The organism is Ruegeria sp. BF6 (assembly GCF_056538665.1).
In genome coordinates, this window is record NZ_JBQFTN010000011.1 from 1 (window position 1) to 16987 (window position 16987).

Sequence of the window (16987 nt, forward strand, 5' to 3'; positions counted from 1 at the left end):
TCTCATCTCCACTCCTTGGCGGTTACGATGAGCCAGAAACCCTCTCTTATCAAATCGACCTAAACTGTCCCATTGGCGCTGACGTCAGACAATCAGTAGGGTAAAATCCACGTCATGAGCAAATCTTGCTTCAAGTGTCTGCAGGTCCATTCCTTTTCGTGAATATAGGTACTGTTTTTCTATTTCTTCGCCATACACAACTTTAACGTTTTGCATTTTTTCGAGCTCTTGCCGGGCTAAGTGCCGAATGTCGACCCGTCCTGAGGTTAGTCCCGGACCACAGACGAAGACTTGTGACTGTACCTTTTGCGCTTTGTCATTGAGAAGGGTTGGTTGGATCAACATGCCTCACCGTAGCTGAATTTCTGCGCCGGGCTCAAGTTTAGATTGTTTTCGGACTAACTACGAAGCCGCCCAATTGCCGCAACTCTAAAAGTGAACGCAGATTGCAACTGCCAAGGGGCAAGCAAAAAACGAGGGAAAGGTTAGCGCTGTTTAAGTAGGTTTGAAAAGCCGGTTTATTTGAGCGAAAGATCAAATTAGTTAGAGCGTGCTGCAACTGCAACGTGTATCCACTTGGTGGTCCCTTCTGTGTTCTTAACTCAGTTGTTAAGGCTCACGAGTCTCTGCTCAGCTTACGATGAAGGACTGTCGGTTTTGGATCCAAGGGAAATTCCTGCTGCCAAAAAGGAAGAACTTTGGGTGGCGGATCACCAGTTAGGTTTTGGTGGAGCCTAGGGGAAACGCCGCCGAACGCCTAATGCACTGATAGTAAACACTATTGTAGTGTGTTGGTTTGCAGTGCGTCTCACCTTAGTGTCACACTTTGATGTGCGCAACCTACACCGTTTACTTGTGCTAGTCTGAATCGCAGAAGCTCTTTATCAGTTATTGCTGCGGCGTTGTTTGGTTTGGGCTTATCTTAGGTCGATGGTCTCACCAGCAGTAATAAGAGACTTTTCGGTCCAACTTGTGTTGCCCTGTTTCTTGTAAATCACCTTCCCATAGCCTGAGTCGTGAGCACCGCTACTGCAAATGGGGTACGCCTTCGACTGTCCGGAGTTTAGTGAAATTGGGAATTGACTGTTGCACACCATATCCTTCACATCAAATGTGTAATCAAAGGAAGTCGAGTTCTTGAAATTAACTGAAATTGTGTCAGCGATCGTGGGAGTGCAAAGCACGAGTAGGAATGCTGAAAGAGTAGTAGCTTTCTTCATTGAGACCTCCTGAAAAGAGTTGAATCATTTTGGGGTGGCACTAATTATCCGCACCGTTTCCAATGCTGAGCAGCAATTGACCATCCATCAGTCGCTATTTTCCCTTCCATTATCGCGTAGCACTTGCCGCAAGATGGTGTGTGACGACCGACTCCGGTTAGGCCATGGCTGGTAGAAGTTGTTTTGTACTGCGGTACTTTCTTGCAGTCTTTGTAGAATCCGACCTTCCAGCAGGTCTTTTTCCAAGCTTTCAAAGTATAGTTACCGCTGCACCTGATCGAACCTGCATGAATAGGAGTCGATGTCACTAATAAGAGTCCCACAATTGTGGTCAAATATAATATCCAGCGCATTTCAAAATGCCCCGCTATTATTGAAACAAAAAATGAGTGGCAGCTTAATACCACAAAATCGGTAAATTTGAAACACCAATAGTATTTATATGCAATCAAACATCGCCCACTCCCAGCAAGGCCGTCGAACACCTTAGTGGTCGCTTTGTGTAGCCTGCTTGCTCGTCCGAAACCTATTTTTCAGAGGATATTATTGCTCGGTGTGTGAAGCGGTCTAACAGCGGCAGTAACATCTACATTGCCCAACAGGTCTAACAATTCGCGGGTGAACCTATTTGTATTGCCTTCTGCTATTGCAAGCAGTTCACTGAACGCCAGTGAAAGTGTGCGGTGTCCCAGAGGCGTTAAAACCCACCCTTGCTGGGTATTGCATTCTGCTATCCCCATGCTGTCATAGTCCACTAGATGCTTGCGTATGGCTGCTCTCGTGTAGCCTGTGTGATACTCTAGTTTTTGGATCGGCCACGGTCGCTCATCGGTCAGGAAGGCGTTCGCCAGCATCCGGTCTAGCTCGTTTAGGTTGATAGCCCGAGATGCTCTTTGCAGTCGATAAATGCGTTCAACGCCGCGCAGTACATCTTCCGATAGAAGGTCTCTCAATTGTAGTCCCCAGTATATAGAACAAGTTGGTGTCAGCAGTGCTGTTCTGTACCCGGTGCAGTCTCTTCGATTTAATTGTTAGACTGCTTATGCTGGTGTGTCTTTAGCCGCAAAATTCAACCGGATACAAGGATAAAAAGTAATATAAAACAAATAGATAAACTGTTCTTGTTAGGTGTATATACCAAGTATACTAGTCTTCATTCTGATACTGGCTAACCATCCAGTGCACTATGCATACATGTGTATAGTATTACTATTGGTGTGATGTTTTGTGTATATACGCATACTATACTCCATAAGGTATCTACTACTGATGAATACTTAGTGCACATACACCTAGTATGTATTCTATGTAGAGCTATTAGTATATTATAGGTATATACATACCGGGGTGCTCTATCATGTCTATACTATGATCATGCTGCTATGATGATCATCTACTAGTATATGTAATCAATATACTAAGCATGGTATGGTCTTGATCTGGTTATTAATCCAACTGGGGCAAACGGATGAAGCATTCAGAAATGTGCATCCGGCCTTGATCTGGTAATAATCCAACGGGGCAAACGGATCAAATATACAAAAGCATGCATGTATCCATTTCTTCCCTCATAAGAGGAAGGGGTAAGCAAATTATCGGACTGAACCCGATCAAATTGCCGAGTTGCAAAGAAGATAGATGGCCCGGCACGAGCGCGCATCTGTTCAAGTTCAGATTGGTTTCTGTCCAGCCCGCCAACAATTGGGGTAGAAACGGTCAGCTTTGGTCCGCATTGAGTATCCGGTACACCGATGCGCGGCTGATGCCGAGGTTTTGAGCGATCTTGGTAGCGCCGATACCTTCACCTGCCTGTGCAAGCACCTCGTCCGACTTTGCCAATGCAGTCGGCTTGCGCCCTTTGTACTTTCCGGCAGCTTTGGCCTTGGCAATTCCTTCACGCTGGCGTTCCAGCATAATCTCACGCTCAAACTCGGCCACGCTTCCCAGCAGGTTCAACATCAGCTTGCCTTGGGCAGTGGAAGTGTCGAGATTTAATCCCAAGATCGTTAGGTGCGCCCCAACGGCGTCAAGCTGGCTGCGGATTTCCATCAGGTGGGCCATTGAGCGCGCCAGACGGTCAAGTTTGGTTACTACTAGGTGATCACTCTCTCGGATGAAGTTAAGCGCCTCTGTGAGCTTCTCACGCGCTTTCACATCCACTGAGGATACCTGTTCGGTGAATACCTTCTCGCACCCGGCCTTTTCTAGTTCCCGTAGTTGAGCATCAAGTCCAGCCGTTTGATCCAAAGTGGAAGTCCTAGCATAGCCAACAAGCATGATCTGTCCCGTCTCTCAAAGTTTTAGATATTGAGATACATATTGTCTCAAAAGTCAAAGTCAATATATGTGAGACGCAATTTGCGTGTGAGCCAGTTGTGTCGCTGGGGCAGGGCCTATTGAGGCAAACCCCACCATTTCAAGTCATTTGCAAGCGGGGGGTATGGGGGAGTTGAGTGGCAACGACTGTATAGATACCGGCACGAAAAAATGTGTCGGAAAATTCTGTTCGATGTGGTTCAGTCGAGATCAAGGGATTGAACAAAGGGGGAACAAATGGTACGTTGCTGCGACTAAACTGCCGTCGCTCCAACAAAAAGCTGGCCTGCCTTGTCCCATGTCTTATGATCGCCCAGAAGTTGAAGAATTTTTTATGGTGGACCAATTGGTAGACACGCAAGGAACTCTATTTGCCGACCGTTTTCTAGGTAAATATGCCGGAGCCATAATGTCAGACCCGACAACAGCTCTCGTGGAACTAGTGGCGAATTCTTGGGATGCTTACGCGACAGAAGTGAACATAGACTGGCCGGAAGTAAAAAGCGACACCGGTTTTTCCATTCGTGACAACGGTTCTGGCATGACAAAAGAAGAGTTCTCGACCCGCTGGAGAACTCTCGATTACGACCGCACCTCCCATCAAGGTAGCATTGCTAAACCGCCAGAAGACCTAACCGGCGCACGCCCAAGGCGGGTGTATGGCAACAATGGGCGGGGTAGGCATGCCGCTTTTCACTTTTCTTCGCCTTACAGAGTGACAACCACAAAAGACGGTGTGCGTTGCGTGTTCGATGTTTCGCAGGGTTTGCAGAACCCAATTGAAATTGATCTGGTCGACGAGACAGCCGGGGATTTTGAGAGCGGGACCATAATCGAAGGGTTGAGTATTAGGGGCAGCAGCCTGTCTCCCGACGATGTTCGTTCTGTCCTTAGCACGCGCTTTTTGTTGGACCCCCAATTCAAGGTCAACGTGGATGGTTTATCTGTTACTTTTCAAGATATTCCAGAAGGGCAAATTCGCGAGGTTCCGGTTCAAGTAGCAGATTACGGCGTTGCAAACATTAGAGTAATCAACTCCGCAAAAGCTGACCGAACTACCAAGCAACACGGGATCGCATGGTGGGTTAATCGTCGGCTGGTCGGCGATGCCGACTGGAACTCCTTCTCGGACAAACTGATCGACGGTCGAACCGAGGAAGCAAAAAGGTTTTCCTTCGTGGTAGAAGCCGATTTTCTTGAGACCACTGACATTCTCCCAGATTGGTCAGGTTTCAGGGAAGAAAATGAACGGTGGACTACAACTAAAGCCGTAGTGCACGAACAGATAAGGAACGAACTTGCTGATCTTCTAAGCGCCAAGCGACAGCGCACCAAGTCTGATATCACAGTTAGGCACGCAGAGAAGGTGCATTCGCTTCCACAGCTAAGCCAAGAACGATGGCACGGTATGTTGGACCAGTTGATAGAGCGTTGCCCAACGCTTGGTGAACAGCAGCTAGAACAGGTGATGGACATTCTAGCCAACCTTGAGATGGCACAGTCGCAATACAGTTTGCTCGAAAAGCTACATCAACTCTCGCCAAACGACCTTGATGAATGGAACGGGCTACTTGAAGAGTGGACCCTCAAGTCGGCTATGGAGGCGTTGGACATAGTATCGCATCGGCTCAAGCTCATAGAAGAGATCAGAGCGAAGACTAGCTCGACAGATACGAAAGAAGTACAAGAGCTACAGCCACTTTTTGGAAAAGCACTTTGGATTTTTGGTCCTCAGTTTGAGAGTGTTGAGTTCACTTCAAACAAAGGCATGACCCGAGTTATACGTGAACTCTTCGGTGGTAAGGAGCAGGGGTCTCTAAAGCGACCAGACTTTGCTGTGTTACCTGACAGCACCGTCGGGTTCTATGAACTGCCCAGCTATGATGGAGACCACAATCAAAGCGGGTGCGACACACTCATTATTGTCGAGCTAAAACGGCCCGGTGTTCCATTAGGAATAGACGAAAAGAACCAAGTTTGGGGTTACATTAGGGAACTGCGTGAAAAAGGATATGTAACCCGAGACACTAGGGTGACCGGCTTCCTTTTGGGTGACGAGATTGAACCCCAAGAAGGCGACCCGATGACACATGGGGATCGAACAGTAATTAAGCCGATACTTTACAACACGTTCATCGGTCAGGCGGAAAAGCGGATGATGAACCTCCATGAACGCCTTAGCGACGCACCTTTCATGAAGCGTATCACGGACGTATCGCCTGATGTACAGGAGACTATGGACCTAGTTCAGTCGGACCAACAAGGCTCTGGGGACGCTCATACAACTAGCTAGATCAATAGCTATGAGAAGCCCTTGATGCCTATAACCGACAAGCCTCTATGCTCCACTTTGCAAATGGCTTCGCGCAATACCGACAAAGGTACGTTCCCGTCGCCATAGCGCCCTGCCATACCCGGCAAAGCATGACCCAAGAGAATGTCATTGATGTCGGGTTGCACACCGACATGGCGGCAGGCGTCTTTGAAGTTGTGACGGAATGAATGGAAAGAAGTCTTTCCCGTCTTGGCTCCTATGGCGTCGATGTAGCGGCTAAAGTCTTTGCTTGCCTGATCCGAGTAGTAGCCCGTCGCACCTAGCTTTAGTTCAGGGAATACCCGCTCGTGACCTGCCTGCCGTTGTGCTTGCGTGAAACGTAAGAAGCCAAGGCGGACTAGCTCAGGATGAATGGGAACTAGCCTGTTCTTGCCGAATTTGACACGCTGGTCTTCGTCGCCCTCGTGGACCCGCACAAAGGGAATACCGTCTTCTTGGTCGATGTCGTTTACGCGCAACTGGCACAATTCATTTAGTCGCGCGCCTGTCCATAGGCCCAGTAGTGGAAGCCAATACCAACTGGTATCGCTCAGGTCTGTATCTCCCGGCTCACTGCGGAACCGCTTAGACTTGCATCCGGTGTACAGCGGGCTGTTGAAGATGGCTTGCAATTGCTCTTTGCTAAACGGGTCATGTTGGTTTCTGGCGTTGTTGTTGTCAGCTATCTTCATCGGTCCAAAGATGTCTGCAACTTCTTCGTCCAGCTGTTTATCTGCCCACTTCCATATACCCTGTAACCTTCCCAATGCTTTGTTGACTGTACTTACTGATAGCGTCGGCAAGCTGTGGTCTTTGGCCGCTTGTATGGCGTCACTAGGCGTTAGGCCAATCGTTTGCGGTAGTTTGTTTCTGTTGGTGGGAAGCTCAAGCAGGACATTCTTGAAGTCGCGTGCGTCAGCTTTTTTGTAGTCGAGAATTGGCCGGTCGCCTTGCAATTCTGTGAAAAGGTCTGTCCAAGCCTGATAGTCGTTCAGCAGCTTGGCCGACCATTGACCCGTCTGTTCCGCCTCAGCTTTTCTCTCGGCAAACAGGATGGACAGGAGCGGGTTAGAAAGCGCCTGTGGGGGCATCTTTGAAATTGCGGCTGGGGCAATGCTGAAACTGGCTTGAGTGCCTTCTGGGGCTCTCACAACCGCGCTGGGCTTCGTGCTGAAATCGTAGCTCTCGAACGTCTTATCGTGTTCCAGCAGAGCCTTATAAAAACTGGCTTGCGCTTTTCGGATTTCATCGAGGATTGTCCATTTGGTCTCAACTGGTTGGGTTTGTGCCACATCAGCAGCATCGCAGAATTTTTGGTATTCCCGCGTGGCGTATTCCTTACCCATCAACTGCCAGTAGTCTTCATTGTCCATCTCGTAGTATTGGAGGGTATCAATCATGCGCTCCTTCTCAGGATCGGTGAATGGGCCGAGTTCATCCCTACGCGCCTTTGCCCTTTTCAATACTCTCTTGAAATGTCCGTGCACCTTCGTGCGTAGTTCGCCGTAGTTCATGCCCGATTGTTCTATGTGCTTTGTAATTGTGTCGCCGCACACTGCAAGACGCCGTGCCAGAGTACCAGCCTCTTTAGGGCATCTTGTGCGCAAAGACACTCGAAGGGTCCTACGTGTGGTGCTTGGCCTAGTGTGGGGTTTTGGTCTTGTGTCGGGTAGGGGCCAACGGAAGTAATAAATGCCATGTCTGGACAGTGAGAGATACGCATGCAGCTTCATTTTGTGTCACACCTGTGTGTCACACCGCTCTAATGCTTGCTATCTAGTTGTATTGTTAGGTTTTGGTGGAGCCTAGGGGAGTCGAACCCCTGACCTCTTGCATGCCATGCAAGCGCTCTCCCAACTGAGCTAAGGCCCCTTCCAGGTACTGCCGAAGCAGTGGACGGACGTTTATGAGACGGTGGCTGGGAGTGCAAGTCCAAAAATGGATTTTGCCAAAAACTTTCCGTTCCGCGTCCGGGGGTGGGCATGAGGCGGCGAGAGGCCGCCCCTGACCGGTCTTAGTTTTCGTCTTCCGACGACATGTCGGTGATATCGTCCAGCGAGACGTCATCATTGTCGTCGTCATCATCGTCCAGCAGATCATCATCCAGATCAACATCGACATTGTCGTCATCATCCAGAACAAGATCTTCTTCCGAGGCGTCTTTGCGCGCTTTGGCCGAGGCTGCATCTTCCGCATCCGCAGCGATCATCCGGCTTTTGCCGGTCTCAAGCTCCACGATCTCGCCGGTGTAGGGGCTGATGATCGGGTTCTTGTTCAGGTCGTAAAACCGCTTGCCGGTTGTTGGGCAAACGCGCTTTACGCCCCATTCTTCCTTGGGCATGTCAAATCCCCTTGATATCAGGTGAGTCGTATCAACGATTCAGGTCACGTGCCACATGCAGCGGGCACTGTCAAAGCCTTTGAGCAGGAGAAACAGGCATATGGGAGATCACGCACTGCCCGGGACACCTCCGGTGCCGCTGACGTTGCGGAAATCGGCGCGGGCACGACGGATCAGCCTGCGGATTTCCCAACTGGATGGGCGGGTTACGCTAACCTATCCGCAGGGCGTGCCCGAGACCGAAGCGCTGAGCTTCGCCCGCACCAAGGAAGAGTGGATACGTCAGCATTTGCAGGATCGCCCTGACCCGGCCGTTGTTCAATTCGGCAAGACCATCCCTATCGAGGGCGTAGAGCGGCGAATCGTGCCGGCAAAGGGCCGTCGTGTTCTGTTGCAAGGTGATGAGATCGCCGTGCCCGCAGGGGCCGAGGCCCGGCGTTTGGCGCGGTTTCTCAAGGAACTGGCGCGGGATCGCCTGACAGGGGCCTGTGATGACTACGCCGCAATGCTGGGCCGTTCTTATTCCACCCTGACCATCCGCGACACCCGTTCGCGGTGGGGGTCGTGCAGCTCAGACGGAGGGCTGATGTTCTCCTGGAGGCTGATCCTCGCTCCGCCCGAGATCCTGCACTACGTCGCAGCGCATGAGGTGGCGCATCTGGTCGAGATGAATCACTCTCCGGCGTTCTGGGCACAGGTCGAACGGGTTTTCGGTGACTACAGTGACCAGAGGCGCTGGTTGCGCGACAACGGGGCCCAGTTGCACCGATACAGATTTGATGCCGCCGTGAGTTGACCTCGCGCCCGTTTGTGATCACAAATTGGGAATGTTGACCACACGCCCCTCCGACTCTCAAGGCGCGACACATGACCGGGTGTATCGCACGTTGCGCTCTCGAATCATGCATGGCGAGATGGCGCCGGGGCAGGCGCTGACCCTGCGCGGGATCGGCAAGGAATTCGGTGTCTCGATGACCCCCGCGCGTGAGGCGGTGCGGCGCTTGGCGGCTGAAGGGGCGTTGTTTCTGTCAACCTCGGGCCGTGTTTCCACGCCCGAGTTGACCAATGACCGGATCGAGGAACTGGCCGCCCTGCGCGCATTGCTTGAGGTTGAGCTGGCCAGCCGCGCCCTGCCTCGGGCGCATATGGCGCTAATCGACCGGTTGCAAAGCATCAACATGAACGTGGCTGAGATGGTGACCAAGCGTGACGCCGTTGGGTATATCCGCACCAATCTGGAGTTTCACCGCACGCTCTATCTGCGGGCACAGGCCCCGGCGATGCTGGCGATTGCTGAAACCGTGTGGTTGCAGCTTGGTCCCACCATGCGCACTCTGTACGGCAGGTTGCGGCGGACCGATCCGCCGCATAACCACAAGCTGATCATCGCGGCGTTGCAGGCCGGAGACGAGCCCGGGTTGCGACTGGCGGTCCGGACGGATGTGACACAGGGTCTGCGGTTGCTGGTCACCTAAGCGGCTTGTTGCCGAAGGCCTGAAATCGCTCCTGAGATGCTTCGTCGTTGTGGCTTGAAGATTGGGTCTGGGTTAATCTGGCCCAAATCACAACAAGAGCAGATTTCAGTCATGATCAATCGACGGACATTTTCACTGGGTCTCGGGTCGGCCCTGCTGAGCGCCTGTTCCACCGGTGCCCCGACCAACACACCCGCGTCGCGGATGCGACCGGTGCCAAATTCTGGATGGGATGCTTGGGTCGCGAGCTTCAAAGGCCGAGCGGCGGCGCAGGGGATATCGCAATCCACCCTCAACAGTGCCTTTCGGGGGGCAGGTTATTTGCCCGAGGTGATCGAACGCGACCGCAATCAGGTTGAATTCAAGCGGTCGCTCGAGGACTACCTGGCGATTGCAGCCTCGGACGAGCGGATCGCCACCGGAAAGCAGATGCTGGTGCGGCACGCCGGAACCCTGTCGCAGATCGAAGCAAAATACGGCGTCGACAAAGAGGTTGTCGTTGCTGTTTGGGGGTTGGAGAGCCGATATGGCGCGCGGCGCGGGGATGTGCCGGTGATTTCGGCAGTGTCCACGCTGGCCTATGACGGGCGGCGTGGTGCGTTCTTTGAAAAGCAATTGGTGGCGGCCCTGAAGATCATTCAGGAAGGCGACACAAACCCTACCAACATGACCGGCAGTTGGGCCGGGGCGATGGGGCATACGCAGTTTATCCCAACGTCCTACCTAGCCTATGCGGTGGATTTCACCGGTGACGGGCGGAGGGATATCTGGTCCGAGGATCCGACGGACTCACTGGCCTCTACCGCCGCCTATCTGGCGCGCGCCGGTTGGGTTCGCGGACAGCCTTGGGGTGGTGAGGCCGGTACGGTTTCGGGTGCGCCTGTTGCGGTGCTGCAGCCGCAAAAACCGGGGCCGCGCATCGCGGTGTTCCGCAATTTTCAGGTGATCAAACGCTATAACAACTCAGACAGCTATGCGATCGGTGTTGGCCATCTGTCTGACAGGATTGCGGGTGGTGCACCGTTTCAGGCCTCGTTCGGGCCGGACGCGACCGGGCTGACGCTGGAGAACCGCAAGGAACTTCAACGCCGTTTGACGTCGGCTGGGTATGACACGCAGGGCGCCGACGGGGTGATTGGCAAGAATACCGAAGCCGCGATCAGCGCGTACCAGCGGGCCAATGGATTGGCCGCTACCGGCAAACCCTCTGTCGAGTTGCTGCGGCGGTTGGGCGGTTAGGCCGCCAACCCTTTCGAGCCGATATCCAGGAACTTCTGACGGCGATCCTTGATCAGGGCCGCCGCATCCTTGCCGTCCAGTTCTTGCAGCATGGCGGCAATTGCGGCGCGAACTGATTCAACAGTCGCCTCGCGGTCCCGGTGGGCACCGCCCTTGGGCTCGGTGATGATCCGGTCGCAGACGCCCAGCTTTTGCAGGTCCTGCGCGGTCAGGCGCAGCGCCTCGGCGGCTTCGCGCATCTTCTCGGCATCCTTCCACAGGATCGAGGCGCAGCCTTCGGGCGAGATCACCGAATAAACCGAATGTTCCAGCATCGCGACGCGGTTCGCCGTGGCAAAAGCCACAGCCCCGCCAGAGCCACCTTCGCCGATGATCACCGACACCAGCGGTACACCGATCTTCAGGCACATCTCGGTCGAGCGAGCAATCGCTTCGGATTGTCCACGTTCCTCGGCGCCCTTGCCAGGGTAGGCACCCGCCGTATCAATCAGAGTGATCACGGGCAGGCCAAACCGACCGGCCATCTCCATCAGGCGCACAGCCTTGCGGTATCCTTCGGGGCGCGCCATTCCAAAGTTGCGTTCGATCCGCGATTTGGTGTCCGAACCCTTTTCGTGGCCAATCACCATCACCGGCTGATCGTTGAACCGCGCCAGACCGCCGATTACCGCCAGATCGTCAGCAAAGTTCCGGTCGCCGGCCAGTGGAGTGAATTCGGTGAACAGGGCATCGACATAATCATTGCAGTGCGGGCGCTCCGGGTGACGCGCCACCTGGCATTTCCGCCAAGGGGTCAGATCATCATAAAGCTCTTCCAGCAGCTTGGCCGCCTTGGCGTCCAGCGCAGCGGCCTCTTCGGCCACGTCCATCTCTTCGTTGGCGCGGGCCAGCGCGCGTAACTCCTCGGCTTTGCCTTCGATCTCGGCCAGGGGTTTTTCGAAATCCAGATACTGGGTCATGACGCCTCTCAACGCGGAATTTCCCCGCTATATGACCTGTGGTTGCGCGGGATGCAACTCAGCAAGATTTGTGGAAGCAGGATATGCGACCACGGATGGGCAAAGAGAAGGAAGGACACAAATGCCAACCAGCTATGAAAACCGCATTTTGCGCGTGCTGGCCTACATCCACGACCACCCCGCCGGGGACCTGTCGCTGGATGAGCTGGCCGATGTAGCGGCGATGTCCCGGTTTCACTGGCACAGAGTGTTCCGCGCTCTGACCGGTGAGACCTGCGCGCAGGCGGTGCGTCGTATCCGTCTGCACCGTGCGGCGGTTGGGCTGGTTCGGTCTGACAGGCCGGTGACGCAGATCGCAGCAGACGTGGGCTATCCCAATCTGAACTCCTTTGCGCGGGCCTTTTCCGAAGCCTACGGCAGCAGCCCCGCCGCATTTCGCAAGGCCGGGCAGTTCTTGCCCGTCCATCCACATTTCAGAACCGGAGAATATCCAATGTATCCTGTCACCACCCGAACCGAACCCGCCCGCCGCGTTGTCGGCCTGCCGCACAAAGGCGCCTATGCCGAGATCGGCAAGAGCTTTGCGGCCTTCGGTGCCTTGTGCGAATCCCGCCAGTTGTGGCCGCAGGTCGGGCCGGTGATCGGCATCTATCTCGATAGCCCTGACGCTGTGTCCGTTGACGATCTGCGCAGTTATGCCGGAGCCGAATTCCGCGGTGATGATACGCCCGAAGGCATGGAGGCTGTGCAAATCCCTGGCGGCAAGACGGCTGTTCTGACGTTCAAGGGTCCTTATTCCGGGCTTGGGGCCGCCTATCACAGTCTGTTCGGCAACTGGCTGCCAGAATCGGGCGAGGAACCTGCGGACCAACCTTGTTATGAAATCTATCTGAACGACCCGCGCGATACAGCGCCCGAAGAACTGCTGACGGAAATCTGCCTGCCGTTGAAGTGATTCAGTTCGGCCACAGGACCGGGAAAAGCGATGCGACCAGCAGCGCAGCCATGGTCCAGTTGAATACTACCAAGCGGCGCGGGTTCGTTAGGATCCGCGCCATTTGCTGTCCCAGAACGGTCCATGTGCTGACCGAAGGCAGGTTTACCGCTCCAAAGATCAGCGCCACGATCACGATAGCCTGCAGCGTATGATCCGGGGTGTAGGCGGTAGTCGCCGTCAGAGCCATGGCCCAGGCCTTGGGATTGACCCATTGAAAGGCGGCGGCCTGTAGGAAGGTCATAGGATCGCCTTTCGTGACCCCGGCCTTGGTCGGTGCTACATGCGCAATTTTCCATGCTAGGTACAGCAGGTAGACCACTGAGACGAGCTTCAAGATCGTGTAGCTGACCGGGTACCGGTCAAACACCTGTACCAGCCCGGCGCCGACCAGCAGGACCATAAGGGTGAACCCCAACCCGATTCCCAACATGTGGGGAATAGTGCGGCGAAAGCCGAAATTAGCACCAGACGCCATAAGCATCAGGTTGTTCGGTCCCGGCGTGATCGACGAGACGAAAGCAAAGGCGATCAGGGCCAGAAGAACTTCATAGGACATCGCGCACATAATCACTGATCAGCGGGCAAATGAAATTGCGTTATAGTGTGTGACTACTGTAGTTTTGCAACCAATGACGAAATTTGATCACATAAACCAACAAATATTGCGCGAATTGTCCCGCGATGGTCGCGTTAGCAACCTTGAACTGGCGGATCGCGTTGGCCTGTCGCCCTCGGCCTGTCTGCGCCGGGTGCAGGAGCTTGAGCGCGCGGGCGTGATCTCGGGCTATCGCGCGGTGTTGAACCCGGCGGCGCTGGGCTTGGGATTTGTGGCCTATATTGGTGTTGGTCTGGGAGAGCATACCAAGGCCGCGCAGGAAGGGTTCGAACGTGCCCTCCAACGCGCGCCGGAGGTGGTGGAATGCCATAACATCACGGGCACCATCGAATACCTGCTGCGCGTGGAATGCGCCGATCTTGCGACGTACAAGACCTTTCACACCGAGGTATTGGGAACCCTGCCACATGTCACGTCGATCACATCCTATGTGGTGATGGGATCCCCAAAAGACATGCGCGCCTGACCGGGGCAAACGTGATCTTTAACCGCCTTGCAGGGCAATTTCTAACCACCTAGTGTCATCCCAACGGAGCCCATAATGGGGAAACTCTGCAAAAGCGGCGCAAACTCAGGGAGGTCAAAATGAAACCACTAAGGATTGGCGTTATTGCCGTTGTGTCAGCGATGATAGCGGGTGCCGCGATTGGCGCGCCGCTTAAACTCAAACCAGCCAGCCCGCAGCCTTCGGGACTGAAAACTGGACTTGCGACTGACTATGCTTGGCTGGGAAGTCCACCTCGCAAGATTGACTCACTCACCGAAGCCAAAGCGTTGTTGAATGAAAAAGGAGCGCCAGGACAGCCGCTTCGGGGTCTTGACTACAGCGACACCAGCAAAGGCGACCCTGTAATGACCCATCCTGAACACTACAACGTTGCTGCGGATATTCGCGGGTTCATCAAGTTTGACGCGCCTGGTCTCTATGAGTTGGAGACGCATTCCAATGATGGTCTCGAAGCTTGGATTGGGGGGCAAAATGTTGGTGGCGCCAGTTTTTCGCAACCTTGTTCCGCCAATGAGCGCGTTGAAGTCGAGGTGCCTGAGGCGGGATGGTACGAACTGAAAATGATCTACTACCAAAAGTACGGAACGGCCTGCCTTATGATGAAATGGGGAAAACAGGGCGATAAGTTAAGCTGGGTTCCAAACAACGTGTTTGGCTACAAATGAAACCTAGGGGCGCTATTCTGCGCCCCCGGTTTCTTTTTGGCCTAGCCATTTGCGGCGATCAGCTCCGCCTGTGCCACAATAACTTCAGCTTGTTTGATCGAAGCGATATCAACCAGACGCCCTTTGTAGACAGTGGCACCTTCGCCATTGGCCTTGGCTTGCTCCATCGCGGCCAGGATCTCGCGTGCTTCGGATACGGCCTCGTCTGACGGGGTGAAGACCTGATTGGCCAGCGCGATCTGTTTCGGGTGGATCGCCCATTTGCCGACCATACCCAGCGTGGCCGAGCGTTTGGCCTGCGCAATGTAACCCTCATCATCCGAGAAATCACCAAATGGCCCGTCCACCGGCAGCACGCCGTGGGTGCGGCAGGCAGCGACGATGGCGGCCTGCGCCCAGTGCCACGGATCGGACCAGTTTTTTTCGCCCTCACGCAGCATATAGTAGTTTTCCTGCGTGCCGCCGATGCCGGTGGTCTGCATTCCCATCGAGGCCGCAAAGTCCGCAGCGCCCAGGCTCATCGCCTGCATACGGGGCGATGAGGCCGCGATCTCTTCGACATGGGCAATACCTGCGGCGGACTCGATGATGACCTCAAAGCTTACCGGTTTGGTGCGGCCCTTGGCGCGCTCGATAGCTGTGACCAGCGCGTCTACAGCATAGACATCCGCTGCGCAGCCGACCTTGGGAATCATGATCTGGTCCAGACGGTCACCTGCCTGTTCCATCAGATCGACCACATCGCGATACCAATAGGGCGTGTCCAGCCCGTTGATCCGCACGGACATGTACTTGTTGCCCCAATCGACCGTGTTCAGCGCCTCGATCACATTGGCGCGCGCGACGTCCTTGTCAGAAGGGGCGACCGAGTCCTCAAGGTCGAGGTTGATCACATCCGCTGCAGACGCCGCCATTTTCGGGAAAAGCTTTGTGTTCGATCCCGGCCCGAACAGTTGACAACGGTTGGGGCGCGCGGGGGCGGCGGGTTGAATGCGAAAGCTCATCTGGACCTCGTGCAAGAAAGGAAATTACGATTTTCTTGCTGTATGAGGTATTAAATTGCGCGAGGCTTCGCAAGCTTCTTTGTGCAGCTGCGGCAATGCAATCGCAGCATCTGCCGTGTGTTGGGGTCTGCGTGGTGATTAAAGATTAATCACTGTGAAAACTTGAGAGATTTTTGCGTGTTAAGTTTAAAACGTGCAAGAAATTCCCTCTCACGCAGCCGAACCCGAATGAAAACGCGAAACACTCGTAAGGCACGTCCCTTAGCCTGCGTCGGAATCAAAGGAGTGACCGCAATGATCGAGACACCGTACCTGCTGTTTTTGGGCGATGCGCCCGACCAATTGGCGGCCAAAGTGGCAGTTGGAATTAAGGACTGGCGTCCCGAAAACGCCGTGGGCCAGTACCGGATGGAGGGCTGCAAGGCCGATCTGGGACTGACAGACATGACCCTGACCGAGGCGAAAGAAGCCGGGGCCAAGACCCTTGTCATCGGTGTGGCCAACCGCGGTGGCGTTATCAGTCAGGAGTGGAAAAAGGTTCTGGTCATGGCGCTGGAGGAAGGCTTCGATCTCGCCTCGGGCCTGCACAACCTGCTGCGCAACGAACCTGATCTGGTCGCCGTTGCCGAAGCGACCGGCCAGAAACTGCACGATGTGCGCGTGCCCGAAGTCGACTATCCGATCGCCAATGGTATCAAACGCAAGGGCAAGCGGTGTCTGGCTGTGGGCACCGACTGCTCGGTTGGCAAGATGTACACGGCGCTGGCAATGGACGCAGAAATGCGTGAGCGCGGCATGAAATGCACCTTCCGCGCCACCGGTCAGACCGGCATTCTCATTACCGGTGACGGTGTGCCGCTGGACGCGGTGATTGCCGATTTCATGGCCGGTTCGGTTGAGTGGCTGACGCCCGACAATGACGACGACCACTGGGACCTGATCGAAGGGCAGGGGTCGCTGTTCCACGTGTCCTATTCGGGTGTCACCATGGCGCTGGTCCATGGCGGTCAGCCCGACGCGCTGATCCTGTGTCACGAACCGACCCGCGAGCATATGCGCGGCCTGCCGACCTATCAACTGCCGACACTGGAGACCCTGCGCGACACCGCGCTGGCACTGGCCAAGGTTGCAAACCCGGATTGTCAGGTCGTTGGCGTTTCGGTCAACACGCAGCACATGTCCGAGGAAGACGCCTCCGCATATCTGGCCAAGATCGAAGCCGATATGGGTCTGCCTGCGACCGATCCGTTCCGTTTCGGCTCGGGCAAGCTGGTGGACGCGCTGGCCGCAATGTGATCTGAACGATGCGCCGGGGCGAGGTTCCTCGCCCCGG

General features: G+C 54.6%; 15 protein-coding genes and 1 tRNA gene. 8 read left to right on the forward strand and 8 right to left on the reverse strand.

Features of this window, described 5'->3' with window-relative positions; genetic code table 11:
- Positions 1 to 1753: 1753 nt before the first annotated feature.
- Together ACR0IM_RS18185 and ACR0IM_RS18190 are read right to left on the reverse strand one after the other, a co-directional pair.
- Positions 1754 to 2173 carry a hypothetical protein gene (locus ACR0IM_RS18185; protein ID WP_480682769.1) on the reverse strand — a complete coding sequence of 140 codons (420 nt, stop codon included), beginning with the start codon at positions 2171 to 2173 and terminating at the stop codon, positions 1754 to 1756.
- Positions 2174 to 2936: 763 nt separating this feature from the next.
- Positions 2937 to 3497: a recombinase family protein gene (locus ACR0IM_RS18190; protein WP_480682770.1), complete on the reverse strand. Its 561-nt coding sequence runs from the start codon at positions 3495 to 3497 to the stop codon at positions 2937 to 2939.
- Between the two features lie 163 nt (positions 3498 to 3660).
- Here ACR0IM_RS18190 and ACR0IM_RS18195 point away from each other — a divergent pair, with 163 nt between their 5' ends.
- Positions 3661 to 5829: an ATP-binding protein gene (locus tag ACR0IM_RS18195; protein ID WP_480682771.1), complete on the forward strand. Its 2169-nt coding sequence runs from the start codon at positions 3661 to 3663 to the stop codon at positions 5827 to 5829.
- A gap of 8 nt (positions 5830 to 5837) precedes the next feature.
- On the opposite strand, the gene ACR0IM_RS18200 is transcribed toward ACR0IM_RS18195, so the two are convergent.
- From ACR0IM_RS18200 to ACR0IM_RS18210, 3 genes are all read right to left on the reverse strand, one after another.
- Positions 5838 to 7364, reverse strand: a complete 1527-nt coding sequence (locus ACR0IM_RS18200) for a site-specific integrase (protein ID WP_480682772.1) — start codon at positions 7362 to 7364, stop codon at positions 5838 to 5840.
- 282 nt (positions 7365 to 7646) lie between these two features.
- Positions 7647 to 7722 (reverse strand) — tRNA-Ala (locus ACR0IM_RS18205).
- Between the two features lie 142 nt (positions 7723 to 7864).
- Positions 7865 to 8191: a TIGR02300 family protein gene (locus tag ACR0IM_RS18210; protein ID WP_480597177.1), complete on the reverse strand. Its 327-nt coding sequence runs from the start codon at positions 8189 to 8191 to the stop codon at positions 7865 to 7867.
- 100 nt (positions 8192 to 8291) lie between these two features.
- Here ACR0IM_RS18210 and ACR0IM_RS18215 point away from each other — a divergent pair, with 100 nt between their 5' ends.
- From ACR0IM_RS18215 to ACR0IM_RS18225, 3 genes are all read left to right on the forward strand, one after another.
- On the forward strand, positions 8292 to 8987 hold the full coding sequence (locus ACR0IM_RS18215; protein WP_480597174.1) for a M48 family metallopeptidase: 696 nt from the start codon (positions 8292 to 8294) through the stop codon (positions 8985 to 8987).
- A gap of 31 nt (positions 8988 to 9018) precedes the next feature.
- The gene (locus tag ACR0IM_RS18220) at positions 9019 to 9666 is read left to right on the forward strand and encodes a GntR family transcriptional regulator (protein WP_480597171.1); all 648 of its coding nucleotides are present in this window, start codon (positions 9019 to 9021) and stop codon (positions 9664 to 9666) included.
- 111 nt (positions 9667 to 9777) lie between these two features.
- Positions 9778 to 10905 (forward strand): lytic murein transglycosylase, encoded by a 1128-nt coding sequence (locus ACR0IM_RS18225; RefSeq protein WP_480597167.1) that lies wholly within the window; start codon positions 9778 to 9780, stop codon positions 10903 to 10905.
- Here ACR0IM_RS18225 and ACR0IM_RS18230 read toward each other — a convergent pair.
- Entirely contained in the window at positions 10902 to 11864 is a 963-nt protein-coding gene (locus tag ACR0IM_RS18230) for an acetyl-CoA carboxylase carboxyltransferase subunit alpha (protein ID WP_480597164.1), read from the reverse strand. The two genes, ACR0IM_RS18225 and ACR0IM_RS18230, sit on opposite strands and share 4 nt — an antisense overlap.
- Positions 11865 to 11985: 121 nt before the next feature.
- Between ACR0IM_RS18230 and ACR0IM_RS18235 the strand changes: the two genes are divergently transcribed.
- On the forward strand, positions 11986 to 12819 hold the full coding sequence (locus ACR0IM_RS18235) for an AraC family transcriptional regulator (RefSeq protein ID WP_480682773.1): 834 nt from the start codon (positions 11986 to 11988) through the stop codon (positions 12817 to 12819).
- A 1-nt stretch (position 12820) separates the two neighbouring features.
- Here the strand turns inward: ACR0IM_RS18235 and ACR0IM_RS18240 are convergent, their stop codons facing one another.
- Positions 12821 to 13417: a LysE family translocator gene (locus ACR0IM_RS18240; RefSeq protein ID WP_480682774.1), complete on the reverse strand. Its 597-nt coding sequence runs from the start codon at positions 13415 to 13417 to the stop codon at positions 12821 to 12823.
- Positions 13418 to 13490: 73 nt separating this feature from the next.
- Between ACR0IM_RS18240 and ACR0IM_RS18245 the strand changes: the two genes are divergently transcribed.
- Positions 13491 to 13943 (forward strand): Lrp/AsnC family transcriptional regulator, encoded by a 453-nt coding sequence (locus ACR0IM_RS18245; protein ID WP_480597155.1) that lies wholly within the window; start codon positions 13491 to 13493, stop codon positions 13941 to 13943.
- 119 nt (positions 13944 to 14062) lie between these two features.
- The gene (locus tag ACR0IM_RS18250) at positions 14063 to 14650 is read left to right on the forward strand and encodes a PA14 domain-containing protein (RefSeq protein WP_480642809.1); all 588 of its coding nucleotides are present in this window, start codon (positions 14063 to 14065) and stop codon (positions 14648 to 14650) included.
- A gap of 41 nt (positions 14651 to 14691) precedes the next feature.
- Here ACR0IM_RS18250 and ACR0IM_RS18255 read toward each other — a convergent pair whose 3' ends face one another.
- The gene (locus tag ACR0IM_RS18255; protein WP_480682775.1) at positions 14692 to 15654 is read right to left on the reverse strand and encodes an L-malyl-CoA/beta-methylmalyl-CoA lyase; all 963 of its coding nucleotides are present in this window, start codon (positions 15652 to 15654) and stop codon (positions 14692 to 14694) included.
- A 294-nt stretch (positions 15655 to 15948) separates the two neighbouring features.
- Between ACR0IM_RS18255 and dgcN the strand changes: the two genes are divergently transcribed.
- The gene (gene dgcN, locus ACR0IM_RS18260) at positions 15949 to 16950 is read left to right on the forward strand and encodes an N-acetyltransferase DgcN (protein ID WP_480682776.1); all 1002 of its coding nucleotides are present in this window, start codon (positions 15949 to 15951) and stop codon (positions 16948 to 16950) included.
- Positions 16951 to 16987: the final 37 nt, after the last annotated feature.